This is a genomic window from Rhizobium sp. BIGb0125 (assembly GCF_024810055.1).
Classification (GTDB): Bacteria; Pseudomonadota; Alphaproteobacteria; order Rhizobiales; family Rhizobiaceae; genus Agrobacterium.
Genome location: NZ_JANUDV010000002.1, coordinates 428,885 through 444,532 on the forward strand (window position 1 = coordinate 428,885; position 15,648 = coordinate 444,532).

17 protein-coding genes are annotated in these 15,648 nt (G+C 56.0%); 13 read left to right on the forward strand and 4 right to left on the reverse strand.

Annotated features, from left to right (window positions below):
* Positions 1-116 precede the first annotated feature (116 nt).
* The 9 genes from M2418_RS06070 (at position 117) to M2418_RS06110 (ending at position 5,967) form a co-directional block, all read left to right on the forward strand.
* Complete coding sequence (locus tag M2418_RS06070; protein WP_259145466.1) at positions 117-797, forward strand: glutathione S-transferase family protein; 681 nt, start codon at positions 117-119, stop codon at positions 795-797.
* 38 nt (positions 798-835) lie between these two features.
* Entirely contained in the window at positions 836-1,282 is a 447-nt protein-coding gene (locus M2418_RS06075; RefSeq protein WP_259145467.1) for an NUDIX hydrolase, read from the forward strand.
* Between the two features lie 59 nt (positions 1,283-1,341).
* On the forward strand, positions 1,342-1,719 hold the full coding sequence (locus M2418_RS06080; protein WP_259145901.1) for a TIGR02301 family protein: 378 nt from the start codon (positions 1,342-1,344) through the stop codon (positions 1,717-1,719).
* A 106-nt stretch (positions 1,720-1,825) separates the two neighbouring features.
* The gene (locus M2418_RS06085; RefSeq protein WP_192487399.1) at positions 1,826-2,083 is read left to right on the forward strand and encodes a hypothetical protein; all 258 of its coding nucleotides are present in this window, start codon (positions 1,826-1,828) and stop codon (positions 2,081-2,083) included.
* Positions 2,084-2,100: 17 nt separating this feature from the next.
* Entirely contained in the window at positions 2,101-2,838 is a 738-nt protein-coding gene (locus tag M2418_RS06090; RefSeq protein ID WP_259145468.1) for a hypothetical protein, read from the forward strand.
* Between the two features lie 177 nt (positions 2,839-3,015).
* Positions 3,016-3,864: a folate-binding protein YgfZ gene (locus M2418_RS06095; RefSeq protein ID WP_259145469.1), complete on the forward strand. Its 849-nt coding sequence runs from the start codon at positions 3,016-3,018 to the stop codon at positions 3,862-3,864.
* 38 nt (positions 3,865-3,902) lie between these two features.
* Positions 3,903-4,487, forward strand: coding sequence for a YfbR-like 5'-deoxynucleotidase (locus M2418_RS06100; RefSeq protein ID WP_192487875.1), 585 nt, complete (start codon positions 3,903-3,905; stop codon positions 4,485-4,487).
* Positions 4,484-5,002, forward strand: a complete 519-nt coding sequence (locus M2418_RS06105) for a tyrosine phosphatase family protein (protein WP_259145471.1) — start codon at positions 4,484-4,486, stop codon at positions 5,000-5,002. Before M2418_RS06100 ends, M2418_RS06105 begins: the two co-directional genes overlap by 4 nt.
* A 140-nt stretch (positions 5,003-5,142) precedes the next feature.
* Complete coding sequence (locus tag M2418_RS06110) at positions 5,143-5,967, forward strand: mechanosensitive ion channel family protein (protein WP_259145472.1); 825 nt, start codon at positions 5,143-5,145, stop codon at positions 5,965-5,967.
* Positions 5,968-6,017: 50 nt separating this feature from the next.
* On the opposite strand, the gene M2418_RS06115 is transcribed toward M2418_RS06110, so the two are convergent.
* The 3 genes from M2418_RS06115 to M2418_RS06125 form a co-directional block, all read right to left on the reverse strand.
* Positions 6,018-6,836 carry an ABC transporter permease gene (locus M2418_RS06115; RefSeq protein WP_259145474.1) on the reverse strand — a complete coding sequence of 273 codons (819 nt, stop codon included), beginning with the start codon at positions 6,834-6,836 and terminating at the stop codon, positions 6,018-6,020.
* On the reverse strand, positions 6,833-7,621 hold the full coding sequence (locus M2418_RS06120; RefSeq protein WP_259145476.1) for an ABC transporter ATP-binding protein: 789 nt from the start codon (positions 7,619-7,621) through the stop codon (positions 6,833-6,835). The genes M2418_RS06115 and M2418_RS06120 overlap by 4 nt, the downstream gene beginning before the upstream one ends.
* Before the next feature lie 150 nt (positions 7,622-7,771).
* Positions 7,772-8,803, reverse strand: coding sequence for an ABC transporter substrate-binding protein (locus M2418_RS06125; RefSeq protein ID WP_259145478.1), 1,032 nt, complete (start codon positions 8,801-8,803; stop codon positions 7,772-7,774).
* Positions 8,804-9,071: 268 nt separating this feature from the next.
* Between M2418_RS06125 and M2418_RS06130 the strand changes: the two genes are divergently transcribed.
* From M2418_RS06130 to M2418_RS06145, 4 genes are all read left to right on the forward strand, one after another.
* The gene (locus M2418_RS06130) at positions 9,072-10,625 is read left to right on the forward strand and encodes a VOC family protein (protein WP_259145479.1); all 1,554 of its coding nucleotides are present in this window, start codon (positions 9,072-9,074) and stop codon (positions 10,623-10,625) included.
* 164 nt (positions 10,626-10,789) lie between these two features.
* The gene (locus tag M2418_RS06135; protein ID WP_259145902.1) at positions 10,790-13,621 is read left to right on the forward strand and encodes a DUF2339 domain-containing protein; all 2,832 of its coding nucleotides are present in this window, start codon (positions 10,790-10,792) and stop codon (positions 13,619-13,621) included.
* A gap of 61 nt (positions 13,622-13,682) precedes the next feature.
* Positions 13,683-14,324 carry an HD domain-containing protein gene (locus M2418_RS06140; RefSeq protein ID WP_259145480.1) on the forward strand — a complete coding sequence of 214 codons (642 nt, stop codon included), beginning with the start codon at positions 13,683-13,685 and terminating at the stop codon, positions 14,322-14,324.
* A gap of 10 nt (positions 14,325-14,334) precedes the next feature.
* Positions 14,335-15,180, forward strand: a complete 846-nt coding sequence (locus tag M2418_RS06145; RefSeq protein WP_259145482.1) for an MOSC domain-containing protein — start codon at positions 14,335-14,337, stop codon at positions 15,178-15,180.
* Positions 15,181-15,183: 3 nt separating this feature from the next.
* Here the strand turns inward: M2418_RS06145 and M2418_RS06150 are convergent, their stop codons facing one another.
* Entirely contained in the window at positions 15,184-15,624 is a 441-nt protein-coding gene (locus tag M2418_RS06150) for a GNAT family N-acetyltransferase (RefSeq protein ID WP_192487389.1), read from the reverse strand.
* Positions 15,625-15,648 lie beyond the last annotated feature (24 nt).

The following is a 15,648-nucleotide window of genomic DNA, read 5'->3' on the forward strand; positions in this document are numbered from 1 at the left end:
GGCCCGGATGAGATGTTGCGTCACAGGAAAGACATAGTGATTCCCTGCTTATGATAGCGGTTTGGGGCTGCTGCTAAAACACGCCAGTCTAGGTGCAATCTTGGGGAACCCGAGCGATGACACTCACCTTGCACATGCATCCGCTTGCCTCGTTCTGTCACAAGGTGCTGATTGCACTTTATGAGAACGACACCGAGTTTGAAAAATCACTGATCGATTTTTCCGACGCGCAGTCCACGCAAAAACTTACCGACCATTGGCCGGTCGGCAAGATACCGGTGCTGGAGGACCAACGGCGTCATCAGGTGCTGGCTGAAACCAGCATCATCATCGAATATTTGCAGCAGCACTATCCTGGCGACACAAGGCTGTTGCCGAGCGCCCCGGATGCACAGCTGGAAACGCGGTTATGGGACCGGTTCTTTGACCTCTATATCAGCGTACCCATGCAGAAAATTGTCACAGACAAAATAAGGCCGGAAGGCAATCAGGATGCCTTTGGGGTGAACGAAGCGCGGCAAACGCTGAATACCGCCTATGAAATGCTGGAACGACAACTCTCCGGCAAAATCTGGATATGCGGAGAAGAGTTCACGCTGGCAGATTGTTCTGGTGCCCCTGCCTTGTTCTATTCGTCCATCGTCCATCCTGTCGGGACAGGCAAACCGGCACTGGATCGTTACTTCGAACGGCTGATGCATCGCCCTTCGGTAAAACGTGTCATCGCCGAAGCACGCCCCTGTTTTGCAATGTTTCCCTTCCATGAAGACATTCCAAAGCGCTTCCTGAACGACTAAGCATGTATCGCATACATCATACGCACAGGTCCTTTTTCATGCAGCAGCCTCGCCCCGCCTCTTCCGCAATCGTCACACGCGGTGACCGCATGTTGCTGGTCAGGCGCAAGAACCCGCCATCGGCCGACATGTTCGCCTTTCCCGGCGGCAAGGCAGAGCCGGGTGAGAGACCAGAAGACGCGGCACTGCGTGAATTGATGGAAGAGACCGGCATCGAGGCGCGCAATCCACAGCTTTTTGCCACCTATGATCTCAGGCCTGAAACGGCAAGCGGCGCCGCGTCCAGCCATTATTTCCTGTCGGTCTTTCTGGTGGAAGCAGACCATACGGCAGAAGCGGTTGCCAATGATGATGCGGCAGATCCCGGTTGGTACACGGTGGAGGAAGTGCGCAATCTGCCGGTTCCGCCAAGCGTTCTCGAATGCTGTGAACGCGTGGCCAAGCAATTGCACTCATTACAGAATCGCGGCATGAAACCACAATGAGCAAACCACGGTCACGACTTTCAGCATCGTCTGCATTTTGCGCAACGCTGTTTGTTGCCATGGGTGCGTTTGCGCAACCGTCAGCCCCGTCGGCCACTGCTCCATCAGGTTTAGCGCCTACCAATTCAGCCTCGACAGCTTATGATCAAAAACTGTCACGTCTGGCCGAAGTCACAGGTGCCGTGCATTACCTGCGCAACCTTTGCCAGAAGGATGTCAAGGAAGACTGGCGCAAGGCGATGAGCGATCTTTTGGCTGCAGAAACAGCCAACGAACCGGAAAGACGGCAGAAATTGACCGCCGCCTTCAACCGTGGATACCGCTCATTTGCTGCTGTTTATACCGAATGCACACAGGCTGCCGTGATGGCCGAAGAGCAATACCGTAACGAAGGTGCAACACTTGCGTCAGAAATTGCTTCTCGCTTCGGAAATTAGGAAATAATTAACCTGTTTTTACCGCAACCCGTGCCGTTTTGATAAAAGGCTGTTAGAGTTGTTAACGAGGTGGTAAGACTTCAACCGTCTCGACGAGGAAGAAAGTATGCAAGAAAGCCGCAACGACATCGCCGAAATGATTGTTCACGAGAAGATGCAGGTCGCTCTGGAACACCAGAACGAGGCCTGGGCCGACGGTATGGCCGACGGCATCGAACCGGAAATCATTGCCGACGCTGCCATTGCACTGGCCATGCGCGAAACGATTCGCCTGCATGGTGAGGCTGGAGCAGAAGCCATGCTCGAATCACTGCGCCAAAGAATGCTGGCAGGCGAATTTTCCCCGACCCGCACCATCCAGTAAAACCGGAGGGTAGCATTATGACGTTTCGTGTGAGGGAAGAACTGGCCCTGTCGGTAGCTATTTTTGCTGCGTTTCTGGTGACAGCCCAACCGGTATTTGCGCTTTCAGAACTCAAAAACATGCCTGATCAGGCTACTGGCGAGAGTGCACAGAGCGCACCGCAGGTGACTGAGCCGAATACCGTAGAGGGTGATTCGGACGGCGGCATTCCCATGCCGAGCCCATTGATCGATAAATCTGCTGGCACCAATGACCAGACGGCCGGTGAACCGGACGAAGATCAGCCTGTTGTTTCCGATATTCAGCACGACAATACCAAGGCCCCTGCCGCCGTGCAGCGCCTGCGTCAGCTAATTGTTGAAGCGTCGGCCACAGGCGACATCGAAAAGCTGCGTCCGCTGGTCAATCCCGGCCCGAACCAGGCTCAGATTACAGGGGACGACGGGGATGACCCGATTGCTGCGCTGAAAAGCTTCTCCGGCGATCCTGACGGGCTGGAAGTTCTGGCCATTCTTCTTGATCTGCTGTCCACGGGTTATGCCCATATGGATGCCGGCACCCCGGAAGAAATGTATGTCTGGCCTTACTTTGTGGGCAAATCACTGAATGAGTTGACCGCACCTGAAAAGGTCGAGTTGCTGCGCATCATCACCGCGGGTGATCTTGCCGACATGCAGGAATACGGCACCTACAGCTTTTACCGCATCGGCATCACGCCGGATGGCCAGTGGAAGTTTTTCACCGCAGGCGACTGAACTGAAAGCCGATGCATTCGATAATGTGGCAAGCATGGCTTGCCGCATGAACGTTCAATGCCTAAATCCCTGACATACAGTCTTGCCTTGTGTTGACTGATCCCTTTTCGCCGGCTGTCGTCAGCGCGACGGGATATCGCGATCCATCACACCTGACACTTCAACAGGAACACATAAATGTCCTCCGCCTTTTTACCGCAGCAGCGCCAGATCGAGATTACGGGCAAAGACGCACAGGAATTCCTGAACAATCTCATCACCACTGACGTTGAGAACCTGCCGGAGAATGAGGTGCGCGCTGGCGCCCTTCTGACACCACAAGGCAAAATCCTGTTTGATTTTCTGGTGTCGCGTGAGGCGGAGGGTTTTATTCTAGAAACCGATAACAGCCAGCTGGATACACTGATCCGCCGCCTGACCATGTACAAGCTGCGAGCGGCCGTTGAGATCAAACCGCACGCGCAGGAAGGTGTCAGTATTTTCTGGGATGGCGACAAGCCTGAAGGTGCAAAACTGGACAGCCGCTTTGCCAAGGCCGGCATTGCACTCTATCGCGCAGCCGGTGCCTCTGCCAGCGGCCCAACTGAGCTCTATGATGCATTGCGGATTTCTGCTGGCATTGTTCATTCGGGCTCAGACTACGCATTGCAGGATGCCTTTCCGCATGACGTGCTGATGGACCTCAATGATGGTGTATCCTTCAAGAAGGGCTGCTTCGTCGGACAGGAAGTCGTGTCGCGCATGAAGCATCGTGGCACTGCCCGTAGACGTGTGGTGATCGTGGAGGCCGATGCTCACCTTCCGGCTGGTGGCACCGATTTGACGGCCAATGGCAAAACGATTGGCACACTGGGCAGTGTGTCTGGCAATAACGGCGTGGCGATTGTGCGTATTGACCGCGTGGCAGATGCTCTGGCCACCGAGACACCTATCCTAGCTGGCGAGACGCCCGTCAAACTCACATTGCCTGCGTGGAGCGGTTTGAGCTTCCCGGCCGCGGAACCCACAGCCAGCGCGGAGGAATAAGGGTGGCCGCAAAGCTCAACACCCGCGCATGGCAACGGATGTTGTCCGGCCGCCGCCTCGACCTGCTGGACCCCTCGCCGCTTGATGTTGAAATTGCCGACATTGCCCATGGGCTTGCTCGCGTTGCGCGCTGGAACGGCCAGACGCACGGCAATCACGCATTTTCGGTTGCACAGCATAGCCTAATCGTTGAGACGATTTTCAGCCGCAGCAATGACGCCACTCCAGACGAAATGCTGATGGCCTTGCTGCATGATGCACCGGAATATGTGATCGGCGACATGATTTCCCCGTTCAAGTCGGTCGTCGGAGGCGGTTACAAGTCGGTGGAGAAACGGCTGGAGGCGGCCATTCATCTGCGCTTCTCGTTGGCGCCGCACCCATCCAGCGAACTCAAGGACCGCATCAAGAAGGCCGATACGGTTGCGGCCTATTTCGAGGCAACCGAGCTTGCCGGTTTTTCGATGACCGAGGCCAAGAAGTTCTTTGGCCAACCCCGTGGTATTACCTGCGACATGCTGTTGATTGACCCTTTGCCAGCCCTTGAGGCCCAGCACCTGTTCATTGAGCGTTTCAACGCCATCGAATCCTTACGCACCCAACAGAAAAGCGGTGTTGCATGACCGCAATTGTTGTTTCACCATTGGGGCGAATTGCAGAAATGGCGGTACGCCACAAGTCTCGGGAAATGGTCAGCCTACTGGCCGAGAAACAGGATTTCCACCGCCCTGCGGTCATTCTTGCAGAGCGTCACCTGACGCTTGCTATGAATGACATCAGTTTTGCTGGCACCGGTAATTTGATCGCCCCGCAGGATGGTCACATCCAGAACCTGATCGATTTTGCGAAGAGTTGGGATCAGTCGGCTCCGCTGCTGGTCCACTGCTGGATGGGGGTCTCCCGCTCTCCGGCTGCTGCTGCCCTTGTTTCTCTGGCGTTATACCCGGAACAGAACGAACAGGATCTGGCCAAACGTTTGCGGCAGGCCTCACCCTATGCAACACCCAATTCACGGATCATCGAAATTGGCGACCGCCTGCTGAACCGTGATGGCCGATTGGTTGCCGCCTTTAAGGCTATTGGCCGGGGCGCCGATACCGATGGAAATGTTCCCTTTGTACTGCCATTGAACGGCTGACGACACCCAACGGCAGGTTTGACTGGCTCGAAGCACGCGTCGCGCGCTATATAAAATGCATTGCATTTTTGGCGGAACCATTTCCAATCTTTGTCGTTGGCAATTTGAACATTTAGGAAACAGGGCTTCAGAATAGTTTTATGGAACAACAAGCTACGGAATTTTTTGTCGCTTCGCAGGCGGCTCTTGGTCAGGCAAGCGCGCTGCTTGTGCAATATTCCTTCTCGATCGTGGGCGCTTTGTTGCTCTTGTGTATCGGCTGGTTGGCGGCATCGTTCGTGCAGCGCTGGGCTTTCGAGGGCCTGTCACGCATTCGCGGTTTTGACGAAACGCTGGCGCGGTTTTTCTCCGGTGCTATCCGCTATGTGATCCTTATTCTGGTCATCGTCATGGTGCTTGGCCAGTTTGGCGTGCAGACCGCCTCCATTCTGGCGGCTCTTGGTGCAGCAGGTTTGGCCATCGGTCTTGCCCTGCAAGGCACGCTGCAGAATATTGCCGCCGGTATCATGCTACTCGTATTGCGCCCGTTTCGGGTTGGTGAATATATTGAAACCAGCGCGGTCAGCGGAACCGTGATTGAAATTGGTCTATTTGCCACCGAGCTGAAAACGAGTGACGGACTATACAGACTGGCGCCAAACTCAACGCTGTGGAATGTGCCGATTACCAACTACAGCCGTTTTCCGTCTCGTCGCCACGAGTTAAGCGTGACCGTACCAAAGGGCGAAAGCCTGGCAGAGGCGCAGGACACGCTGATGAATGTCGCTCGTTCCAACAGCCGCGTGCTGCTTGATCCGGCCCCTGTTACCTTCATTGATTCCGTCAGTGGCGATACCGCCACCGTGAAATTACGTTACTGGGCGCGCAGCGAAGGCTGGTGGTCAACGACCCGTGACATGACAAAAGCGATGAAACTGGCCTTTGACGAACGGTCAGAAGTGACGGCATCGCAACCGGCAGAATAACAAACGAGATAACAAAAAGGCCGATTTCACAATCGGCCTTTTTGTTTGGGTTATTGTCCCATGGTGGAGCGATGCGCCCAACCGGTCATGCGTCTTTCAAGCCAGGCCATGACCGCGTACATGACGATGCCTTCTATCGCCAGCATCAGCAGGCCAGCAAACACCAGGGGCACGTTGAACTGGCTCTGCGCGGAGCTCATCATATTGCCCAGACCGTAATTGGAGGCCACCGTTTCTGAGACGACAGACCCCACGAAGGCTAGCGTGATGGCGATTTTCAGCGATCCAAAGAAATAGGGCATGGAGCGTGGGATACCCACCTTCAGCATGATATCCATTTTCTTCGCGCCAAGCGCCCTCAGTACATCTTCGGTTTCCGGCTCGATGGTCGCGAGACCCGTGGCTACATTCACCACGATCGGGAAGAAGGAAATCAGAAACGCCGTCAGCACAGCCGGTACCGTGCCGATACCGAACCAGATAACCAGGATTGGTACCAAGGCAACTTTCGGAATGGCATTAAAACCGATCATCAGCGGATAAAGCCCGGCATAAATGGTCTTTGACCAACCAATGAACAGGCCGATAGCCAGACCTGCGACAACCGCCAGAATGAAACCGAGCGTCGTCGTGTAAAGCGTCTGCAGCGAGTTTTTCCAGATGGGTGACCAATATTGGGCAATGGCCTGAAACACCCGTGTCGGCGACGGCAGGATGGTCGGCGGCATATCCAGCGCCTTGACCAGCAGTTCCCACGAAAGAAATAGCGCCAGCGTATAAAGCCACGGCGCTGCCTTGACCCAGTTGACGCGGGCGATCAAAGGTTTTGGACGTTCCGTGGCGACCCCGGTTTCGACGAACGCACTCATGCGGCTACCCTCGCCTTTGCAATTTCACCATGCAGTTCGTGCACCATGTCGTTAAAACCATGCTCATACATCAGGTCCAGTTGTCGGGGCCGGGCAAACGGCACCGTATGTTCTTTCAGGATACGGCCCGGTCGAGCCGTCATCACAAAAATCTTGTCCGCCAGAAATACCGCTTCACGCAGATCATGCGTGACGAGAATGATGGTGACGTTCTGGGCTGCGTGCAGATCGCGGATCACACACCATAGTTCTTCACGGGTAAAAGCATCCAGCGCGCCAAACGGTTCGTCCAGCATCAGCAGTTCCGGCTCGTGGATCAGTGCACGGCACAGATTGGCGCGCTGCTGCATACCGCCTGAGAGCTGCCAGGGAAACTTCGAGCCAAAGCCTTTCAAGCCGACAATCTCCAGCAGGCGTTCTGCCTTGGCGACATATTCGGCCTTGTTTGCACGCAAGCGATGACGGTGCTTTTCGACGATTTCCAGCGGCAACAGGATGTTTTCCAACGTCGTGCGCCACGGCAGCATGGTCGGGTTCTGGAACGCCATGCCGACAATCGACACAGGCTGTGTCACCTGTTTTCCGGCAACAATCACGTGACCAACCTGCGGAATGTGCAGGCCGGTCACCAGCTTCATCAGCGTTGATTTTCCACACCCCGAAGGCCCGACGACCGCAGTGAATTGCCCCTTGTCCACGGTGAGGTTCAGACCTGAAACGGCAAGCGTTCCCGCCGCGCCGCCATAACGCATGTCAACGTTATCGATTTCAACCAGATGAGCCATGTTCCCAGTCCCTGTAATTCTGACGCTCACCTGCATGGGCGGGGACCGGGCGATTATTGCCCTTACCCGGTTTAGTCACCCATGCAAGTCTATGAGCGTTGGAAAATGCCCGGGAACAGCCCGGGCATAACGATGCGAGTTTGCGGCCAATCAAGGCAGCATGCGGTCTTCCTTGGCTGGCAGATAGCTCGCGTCAAAAACCTGCTCAGCCTTGACGTTGCCTTTGAGGCCAAGCGAAATCTTCAGTGTTTCGATCGAGGCGGCCAGACGTTCCGGATCAATACCGCCCATGCCGTTTTCAACGACGTAAGGTGTCTTGATGTTCATGGCATTGGCCATGTTGAGGCGCTCAAGTTCGATCTCGCTGTTGAGGGTTTCATTGCGCGCAAGAACGGCTGCGACACCCTCTTCCGGCTTGGCCACGGCATCAGCAAAACCCTTGGCGAGAGCCTTTAGGAAACCCTTGATGGCTTCTGGATTTTTCTCGGCAAAATCAGTGTTTACCAGCACGGCGTTGCCATACAGATTCAAGCCGTTTTCAGCCATCAGAATGGTGGCGATATCATCGTCAGAAATGCCCTGCGCCTTCAGGTTCAAAATGACCGAGAATGCAAAACCGAAGACCGCATCGACATCACCCTTGGCCAGCATCGGCTCACGGACCGGGAAGCCGATTGATTCGATGGTGATCTTGCTGTCATCAAGAGCAGCCACTTCCTTGAAGGCCTTCCACTGGGCAAACGCACCATCTGGCGGTGGCGCACCAAGCTTCTTGCCTTCCAGCGACTTCGGGTCTGTGGTGACGCCAAGCGACTTGCGGCCAACAACCGCAAATGTCGGGCGCTCATAAACCATGTAGACCGCCTTCACCTTCTGGCTTGGGTCTTCATCCAGGAATTTCATCACCGAATTGATGTCGCCAAAACCCATCTGATAGGCACCGGTGGCAACACGCGGAATGGCCTCCACCGAACCGTTACCGCTATCGATGGTGACATCCAGTCCCTCGGCCTTGAAGTAACCCTTGTCTACCGCCAGCAGGAAGCCGGCAGCCGGACCTTCAAACTTCCAATCGAGCGTGAACTTGATTGGCGTTTCGGCAAAAGCCGGAGCGGCGAAGCCGACCGAAAGGCCAAGAGCTGTAAATGTCGCGATTTTCGAAAACAACCTGCGCGTTAACATTGTTCTTCCCCCTGGAAGTTTTTGATTGAATTAGCCTTATCAAATCCAATTCAAACCCAAGGCGCAAGTGAAAAATGCACATAAAATATGCTATATTTAACGATGTTTATTTTTTAATCATTCACCGGCAAGACAAAAAGCACAACGCACGCTTTTTGCGCAAAACCTTCACCTCCTAGTGATATCCACACCCCTGCCCTTGCGTAATGTGAGGTGACGCGACCATATGGTGCAGAGCTGACAAGGATTGAAGAAAGGTCGTTTGAGCATGATCGCGGATGCAGGCATTCATCACATCACCATGATTGCCCGAAAGGTACAGGCCAATGTCGACTTCTATGCCGGATTTCTCGGCCTGCACCTCGTCAAACGCACTGCAGGTTTTGAAGATGCGATGCAGCTGCACCTGATCTATGGCGATCACTCCGCAAGCCCCGGTTCCCTCGTAACGTTCCTGATCTGGGAAGATGGTGGCCAAGGCCGTGTCGGCCACGGGCAAACGCTCGAAGTATCCCTGGCAATTGATCCCGCCAGCATTGGCTTCTGGTTGACCCGTGCACTAACGGCGGGCATTCGCACCGAAGGCCCGATGGAGGAATTTGGCGAACCGGTCATCCGACTGAAAGATCCTGACGGCATCATCGTCAAGCTGTGTGGTACAACCGCATTTGCAGAGGCCGATCCGCATGACGCGCCGGGCATTCCGCGTAAGCATGCCATCCGCCGCATCCGTGGCGCGACGATGCTCAGCGAAGCACAGGATGAAACCCAGAGCTTTCTGTCCCGCTATTTCGGTTACGTCTTCACACAACAGCAAGGCGCCATCCGCCGCATGGTTTCTGCTTCCGGCGACATTATCGATGTGCGCGATGCTACCGGTTTCTGGTCTAGCGCACCCGGCACCGGCACGGTTGACCACATTGCCTTTCGTGCCCGCAACGACGACGAGTTGAACAGCGTGCATGCCGAGTTGAAAAAGCTGAACTCCAGCGTCACCAATGCCCATGACCGCAAATATTTCGCCTCACTCTATGTGCGTGAGCCCGGCGGCGTGCTGATCGAAATGGCGACCGATGGTCCCGGCATGACCATTGACGAAGCGCCCGACAGACTCGGTGAAGCGCTGTTCATTCCACCCGATTTTGAGGCCGACGCTGAGGCTGCCCGAGTTTCCCTGCCGCAATTTGCAATGCCGGGCGATGAGCGGGTGATTTACCGCGAATTGCCGTTCGTGCACCGCTTCTACACACCGCAGCAACCGGATGGCAGCGTATTGATATTGCTGCATGGTTCCGGCGGCAGCGAAACGAGCCTTATGCCTCTCGCCGCAAAAGCGGCACCAAACGCCACCCTGCTTGGGGTGCGCGGGCGCAGCACCGAAGAAGGCATTGCCCGCTGGTTCCGACGGTTTGGCAATTCATCCTTTGACCAGAACGATATTGCCCGCGAAGCCGAGGCCTTTGCCGCCTTTGTCGAGGGCGCGATTGCCGCCTATGGCATTGATGTCAAAAAACTGCGTTTCATCGGTCACTCCAACGGTGCCAACTTCCTGGCGGCATTTTTTGCGCTTCACCCGCAGTTTGCGGCCGAGACACTTCTACTGCGGGCCATGCCGGTGTTGGAACATTGGCCGGCGGCGGATTTGAGCGGCCGCAAAATCCTGCTCTCGGCCGGAGAGACCGACAAATACCGCGATCAGACCGTGCGTCTTTCCGAGATATTGTCAGGCGCAGGCGCAGAAATCCGGCTGGAAACCGTGCCTCAGGGACACGATATCGGTGCATCCGATATTGAGCTGGCTAAATCATGGCTTGCACAATAAATTCGCACACACGTATAAAACCGGATGAGGCACAGGAATGAACAGTGCTTCCGGACATGTTTTGTCACGGAAACGCCCCTCATTCCTGTTTATGCGCTGTTTAGCAGACATGGCCACGCGCTCGTGTTTCTGAACCGCTATAATCGGGAGAGTGACTATTGGAAATGCTCGTTCTGCTGGCCGTAGCCTATGTGGCCGCCTTTATCTACACGCTCGTTTCCAGTTTCCGCAGTGCCAGCCGCATCAATGTCCTTGAACGAGAAGTCAAGGCGCTGAAAAGAATGCTGGCAACTGGCCAGTCGCCCGTTGCAACGCAAGAGAGCCTGCAGGCAGAGGCAGAACAGCAGGACGCTTTCCTTGGCGCAGGTGTGCCAGCAAACGACATTACCGCCTCCGACCTCACGCTTGGACCACAAGAGCAGCAACCCTCACGCCCCGCTGATCTCGTCGCGCAGGATGTGGCACAGGACCAGAATGTTGTCACAGAGACACTGTCAGAACAGCCGCCAGCAGCAGCAACCTTGCCGCCGCGCGAAAGCTTTGAAAACCGTCTAGGCGCGCGCTGGGCGGTTTGGGCCGGTGGCATTGCGCTGGCCTTGGGTGGCATATTCCTTGTCAAATATTCCATTGAAAGCGGACTGCTCAGCCCTGCCGTACGCCTTGCTCTGGCCGGTATCTTCGGCCTTCTGTTGTGGGCCGCCGGTGAAGCCATTCGCCGCAAAGCTGTCCCCAGCGTAACTGCCGCCTATTCAAACGCCATGATCCCTGGCGTTCTGACGGCTGCAGGCTCACTCACCTTGTTTGGCGTGGTCTTTGCTGCCTATGGAATCTACCAGTATATCGGCCCGACAACAGCGTTTATAACGCTTGGTCTGGTGGCCTTTGCCACTCTTAGACTTTCGCTGCTGCATGGGCAGGCACTGGCCGGGCTTGGTCTGTTTGGCTCCATGTTAACGCCAGCACTGGTTTCGACAGAGACACCCAACATCTGGGCGCTGTTCATTTTCCTCACCATTTCCTGGGCCGCCACCGCATTCGCCTGTCGCAGCCAGAACTGGAAAATTGTCCCGGCACTTGCCAATGCCGGCCTCGGTCTCTGGGCGCTTGGTTATATCGGCACCAGCGCTGTCGTTGACCTGACACCACCAACACTAGCCTTGCTGGCAATGCTGGCTGGAACCATCTTCATCTGGCCGGGCAAGGCGTTTGATGGACAACTGCAACAACAGGAAAGCGTCGCAGAGACGGATCCGCCGCAGAAGCCCACACCTGCCAGATTGTCCGTGCGCATGCTGAAACTGGCGGCGCGCCACCCGATCGCTATCAGCCTGACCGCATCACTGGCGGCGATCCTGCCCGCAATGGCCATGGTCCTGACAGCCGCATCGACAAATATTCATCCAAGCTTTGCCATGGCAAGCATGATCGCTGCCCTCGCGGCGCTGGGTGCCAGCCGCCATTTTGCCGTATGGCCGGCGGTATTTTCCGCACTTGGCGCCCTTGCCATCGTCACACTGACCACCCGTAGCGTATTCTATTTCTCGGGAATGATTACCGGCACCAACATTGCCCTGCCGGCAGTCGCACATGGCAATGGTACCGATATTACCATCGCACTCAGCCTTGGCGCCATTTTCCTGCTGTGCAGCTTTGCCTTCCTCAAGCGCAAGGGCGAGCAAGATCCTGACTTTGCGTTGCTTTGGGCCGGCATTGCAGCCATCATTCCCGTATGGCTCGGCACAATTAGCTTTGTTGAATATGGCAACCTGACCCGCGACTGGCTGCACGCAGCCTATGGTCTGGCACTTGGCCTTATCCTGATTGCCGGGGCAGAGTGGCTGCACAGGCAGGAGAAGGATGCTGCTTATCGGATGCCGCTCAACCTGCTGGTGACAGGCTCATTTATCGCCTTCGCCTTTACCCTGCATACGCTGACCGATGGTTTGGCAACAACCGTTCTGCTTTCCGTGCTGGGCTTTGTCTATGTTTTGGCCACCCGTTGGCGCACATGGGACGCTTTGCCGTGGATCATGGCCATCGCCAGCGTCGGCGTTCTCGGCTGCATCGCCTGGGAACCGACAATCGTCGGACCACAAAACCTTGGGCTGACGCCGGTGTTCAACGCGCTGCTGCCCGGCTACGGCATTCCCGCGGTGCTGGCCATCGCTGCCGCTTACCTGCTGCGCAACTGGCCGGAAAATCGCATCAAGAACTTCCTGCAGGCCATTGCCAGCCTCATGGGCCTGCTGGCGATTGCCATCCTCGTTCGACACGCCATGAATGGCGGCATACTGAACGACGCGGTTCCGACACTTGGTGAACAGTCGATCTATACGCTTTTGACCATTGGCATGTCCGGCGTGTTGATGACGCTCGACCTGAAATCACCAAGCCCGATCTTCCGTGTTGGCTCGATGATTGCCGGTGCCATTGCCATGGTCAATGTTCTGACCATGCATTTCGGCGCACTCAACCCGTATTTCAGCGGTGAAAATACCGGACCATGGCCGTTCCTCAACCTGCTGCTGATCGGTTATCTGTTGCCCGGGATCGCCTATGGCGGACTTGCCTACTACGCGCGCGGCAAACGCCCGTTTGCCTATGTGGTGATGCTGGCACTGTCTGGTGCAGCACTTCTGTTTGCCTGGGCAACGCTGTCGGTGCGCCGTTTCTGGCAGGGCGAAAATATCGCCAGCTGGAAAGGCTTCCTGCAGAGCGAAACCTACACCTATTCGGTAGTATGGCTGGCAATCGGCGTTCTGCTGCTGGCGCTCGGCTCGAAATTTGATGCCAAGAGCTTGCGTCTTGCGTCCGCAGGGCTGGTGCTGCTGGCGGTTGCCAAAGCCTTCCTCATTGACATGAGCAACCTTGAAGGTGTGCTGCGCGCCCTCTCCTTCATTGGTCTGGGCGTGGTGCTGATCGGAATTGGCCTGTTCTACCAGAAGATACTGACCGGAAAATCAGCGGCGACAGTTCTCGCCGAAAGCAAGACGTGATGCAGATTGCCATGGCCTGCACTTGGTTCTAAACAGCGGAAAAATTCCAAGGAAAGAACATATGCAGGCCCAATCCTTCGCCCCCTTCGCTTCGCTTGCCGAGCAGTTGATTCCTCACGCAACCGAGGGCGATGATGGCTCGCATGATCTGGCCCATATCCACCGGGTGTTTCGCAACGCAATGCGTATTCATGCGACCGAAGGCGGCAATGGACCTGTTCTGGCGGCAAGTGTGTTGCTGCATGATTGCGTGGCCGTTGAGAAGAACTCACCGCTGCGGGCACAGGCCTCACGGCTGGCGGCGGAAAAGGCCGAAGGCATATTGCTGGCGCTAAATTGGCAGACCGCAGATATCGAGGCGGTAAAACACGCCATTACCACGCACAGTTTTTCCGCCAATCTGGAGCCGCAGACGCTGGAAGCAAAAATCCTGCAGGATGCGGACAGGCTGGACGCCATTGGCATGGTGGGGGCAGCCCGGTGTTTCTATATTGCTGGTCGGTTGGGTTCAGCACTTTATGACCCGCAAGACCCACTCGCCAGAGAACGCCCCCTTGACGACAGGACATTTGCAATAGACCACTTCCAGACGAAGTTGTTCAAGCTGGCCGACGGTTTCAAGACAGAAACCGGAAGGGCGCTGGCGAAGGAACGGCATGACAGATTACAGCAGGTGTTGGATCTGTTTCTGGATGAAATCTGAGGAGGTTTGCATGCGCATATCTGCGCTGAATATCTACCCGCTGAAAAGTGCGCGCGGCATTCCGCTTTCGCAGAGCCCTTTCACCTGGGAGGGTTTGCCCGGCGATCGCCGCGCCATGTTTGTGCATGCTTCCGGTCAGTTCATTACCCAACGCGAATTGCCATCCATCGCGCGGATTACCGCCTTGCAGTCCGGCAGCGGACTGCGCCTGTCCACCGACACGGATGGCGAGATTCTCGCCCTGCCCTCGACAGAGCGCATGGATGTCGTGGTGTGGAAATCGACAGTCAATGCAGCCGTGGCACCGGATGAGATCAACACCGTGCTATCAGGCTGGATGGGCACCGAACTCAAGCTGGTGTTTTTTGATGAGGCGTCCACGCGCATCGCCTCTGAAGAATGGGCTGGCGATGAAACGCCCGTCACGTTTGCCGATGGCTATCAGATCCTCGTCACGACAACTGCCTCGTTGGCTGCACTCAATGAAAACATGGCCGCCAATGGCGAAGATGGTATTGGCATGGATCGTTTCCGTCCCAACATCGTGCTCGACACGGATGAGCCATGGGCGGAAGACCGCTGGGCAGCATTGGACATCAACGGCATCCGTTTTGATCTGGTCAAACCCTGTGCCCGCTGCATCATGACCACTCAGGACCAGTTGACTGGCTCGCGCGAGGGTGCGTCGCCAATGAAGGCGATGGGGCGGTTACGCATGTCGGCCGACCGCCGTGTGCCCGGCCCGCTTTTCGGTTGGAACGTCACACCGCGTGGTGAAGGCCAGATTGCCGTGGGTGACACGGCAACCATTATCGAAAGCCGCAATGACGGCTGGGCAATCAAGAAGCGCGGTTAAACCTCAACCGCGCTTTTTCTCGTAACGAACATCACCCTTGTCATCGACGCCAACGGCAATCCAGTTGCGTTTCTGGTAAAAGCCATTGGCGCGAATATCCGGGGATGCGTCCGTCTCCAGCCAGATGGTTTCATGGCTGGCAAACAGGGCTTTCTCGGCTTTATCCATCAGCAGATGGCCAAGGCCACGGCCTTCAAATGACGGTTTCACGAACAACGCAAATACCGAGGCGTCTTCAAAGTCCACGATGGCGAAGGCAGCCGGCTGCCCGTCCACCTCGGCAATCCAGCCGCATTCTGCACTCTCCAGCGTTTCGGTCACCACATCCTGCGAGATGCCCATCTCCAGCAGTTGTTCATGCGTCAGATGGTTCTGCGTTACACTCGTCCGGATATCAAAAATGGCGTCGACATCGGCAGAGCGGGCACGGCGAACACATATCATTGGCTGAGATTTTCCTTTTAAATA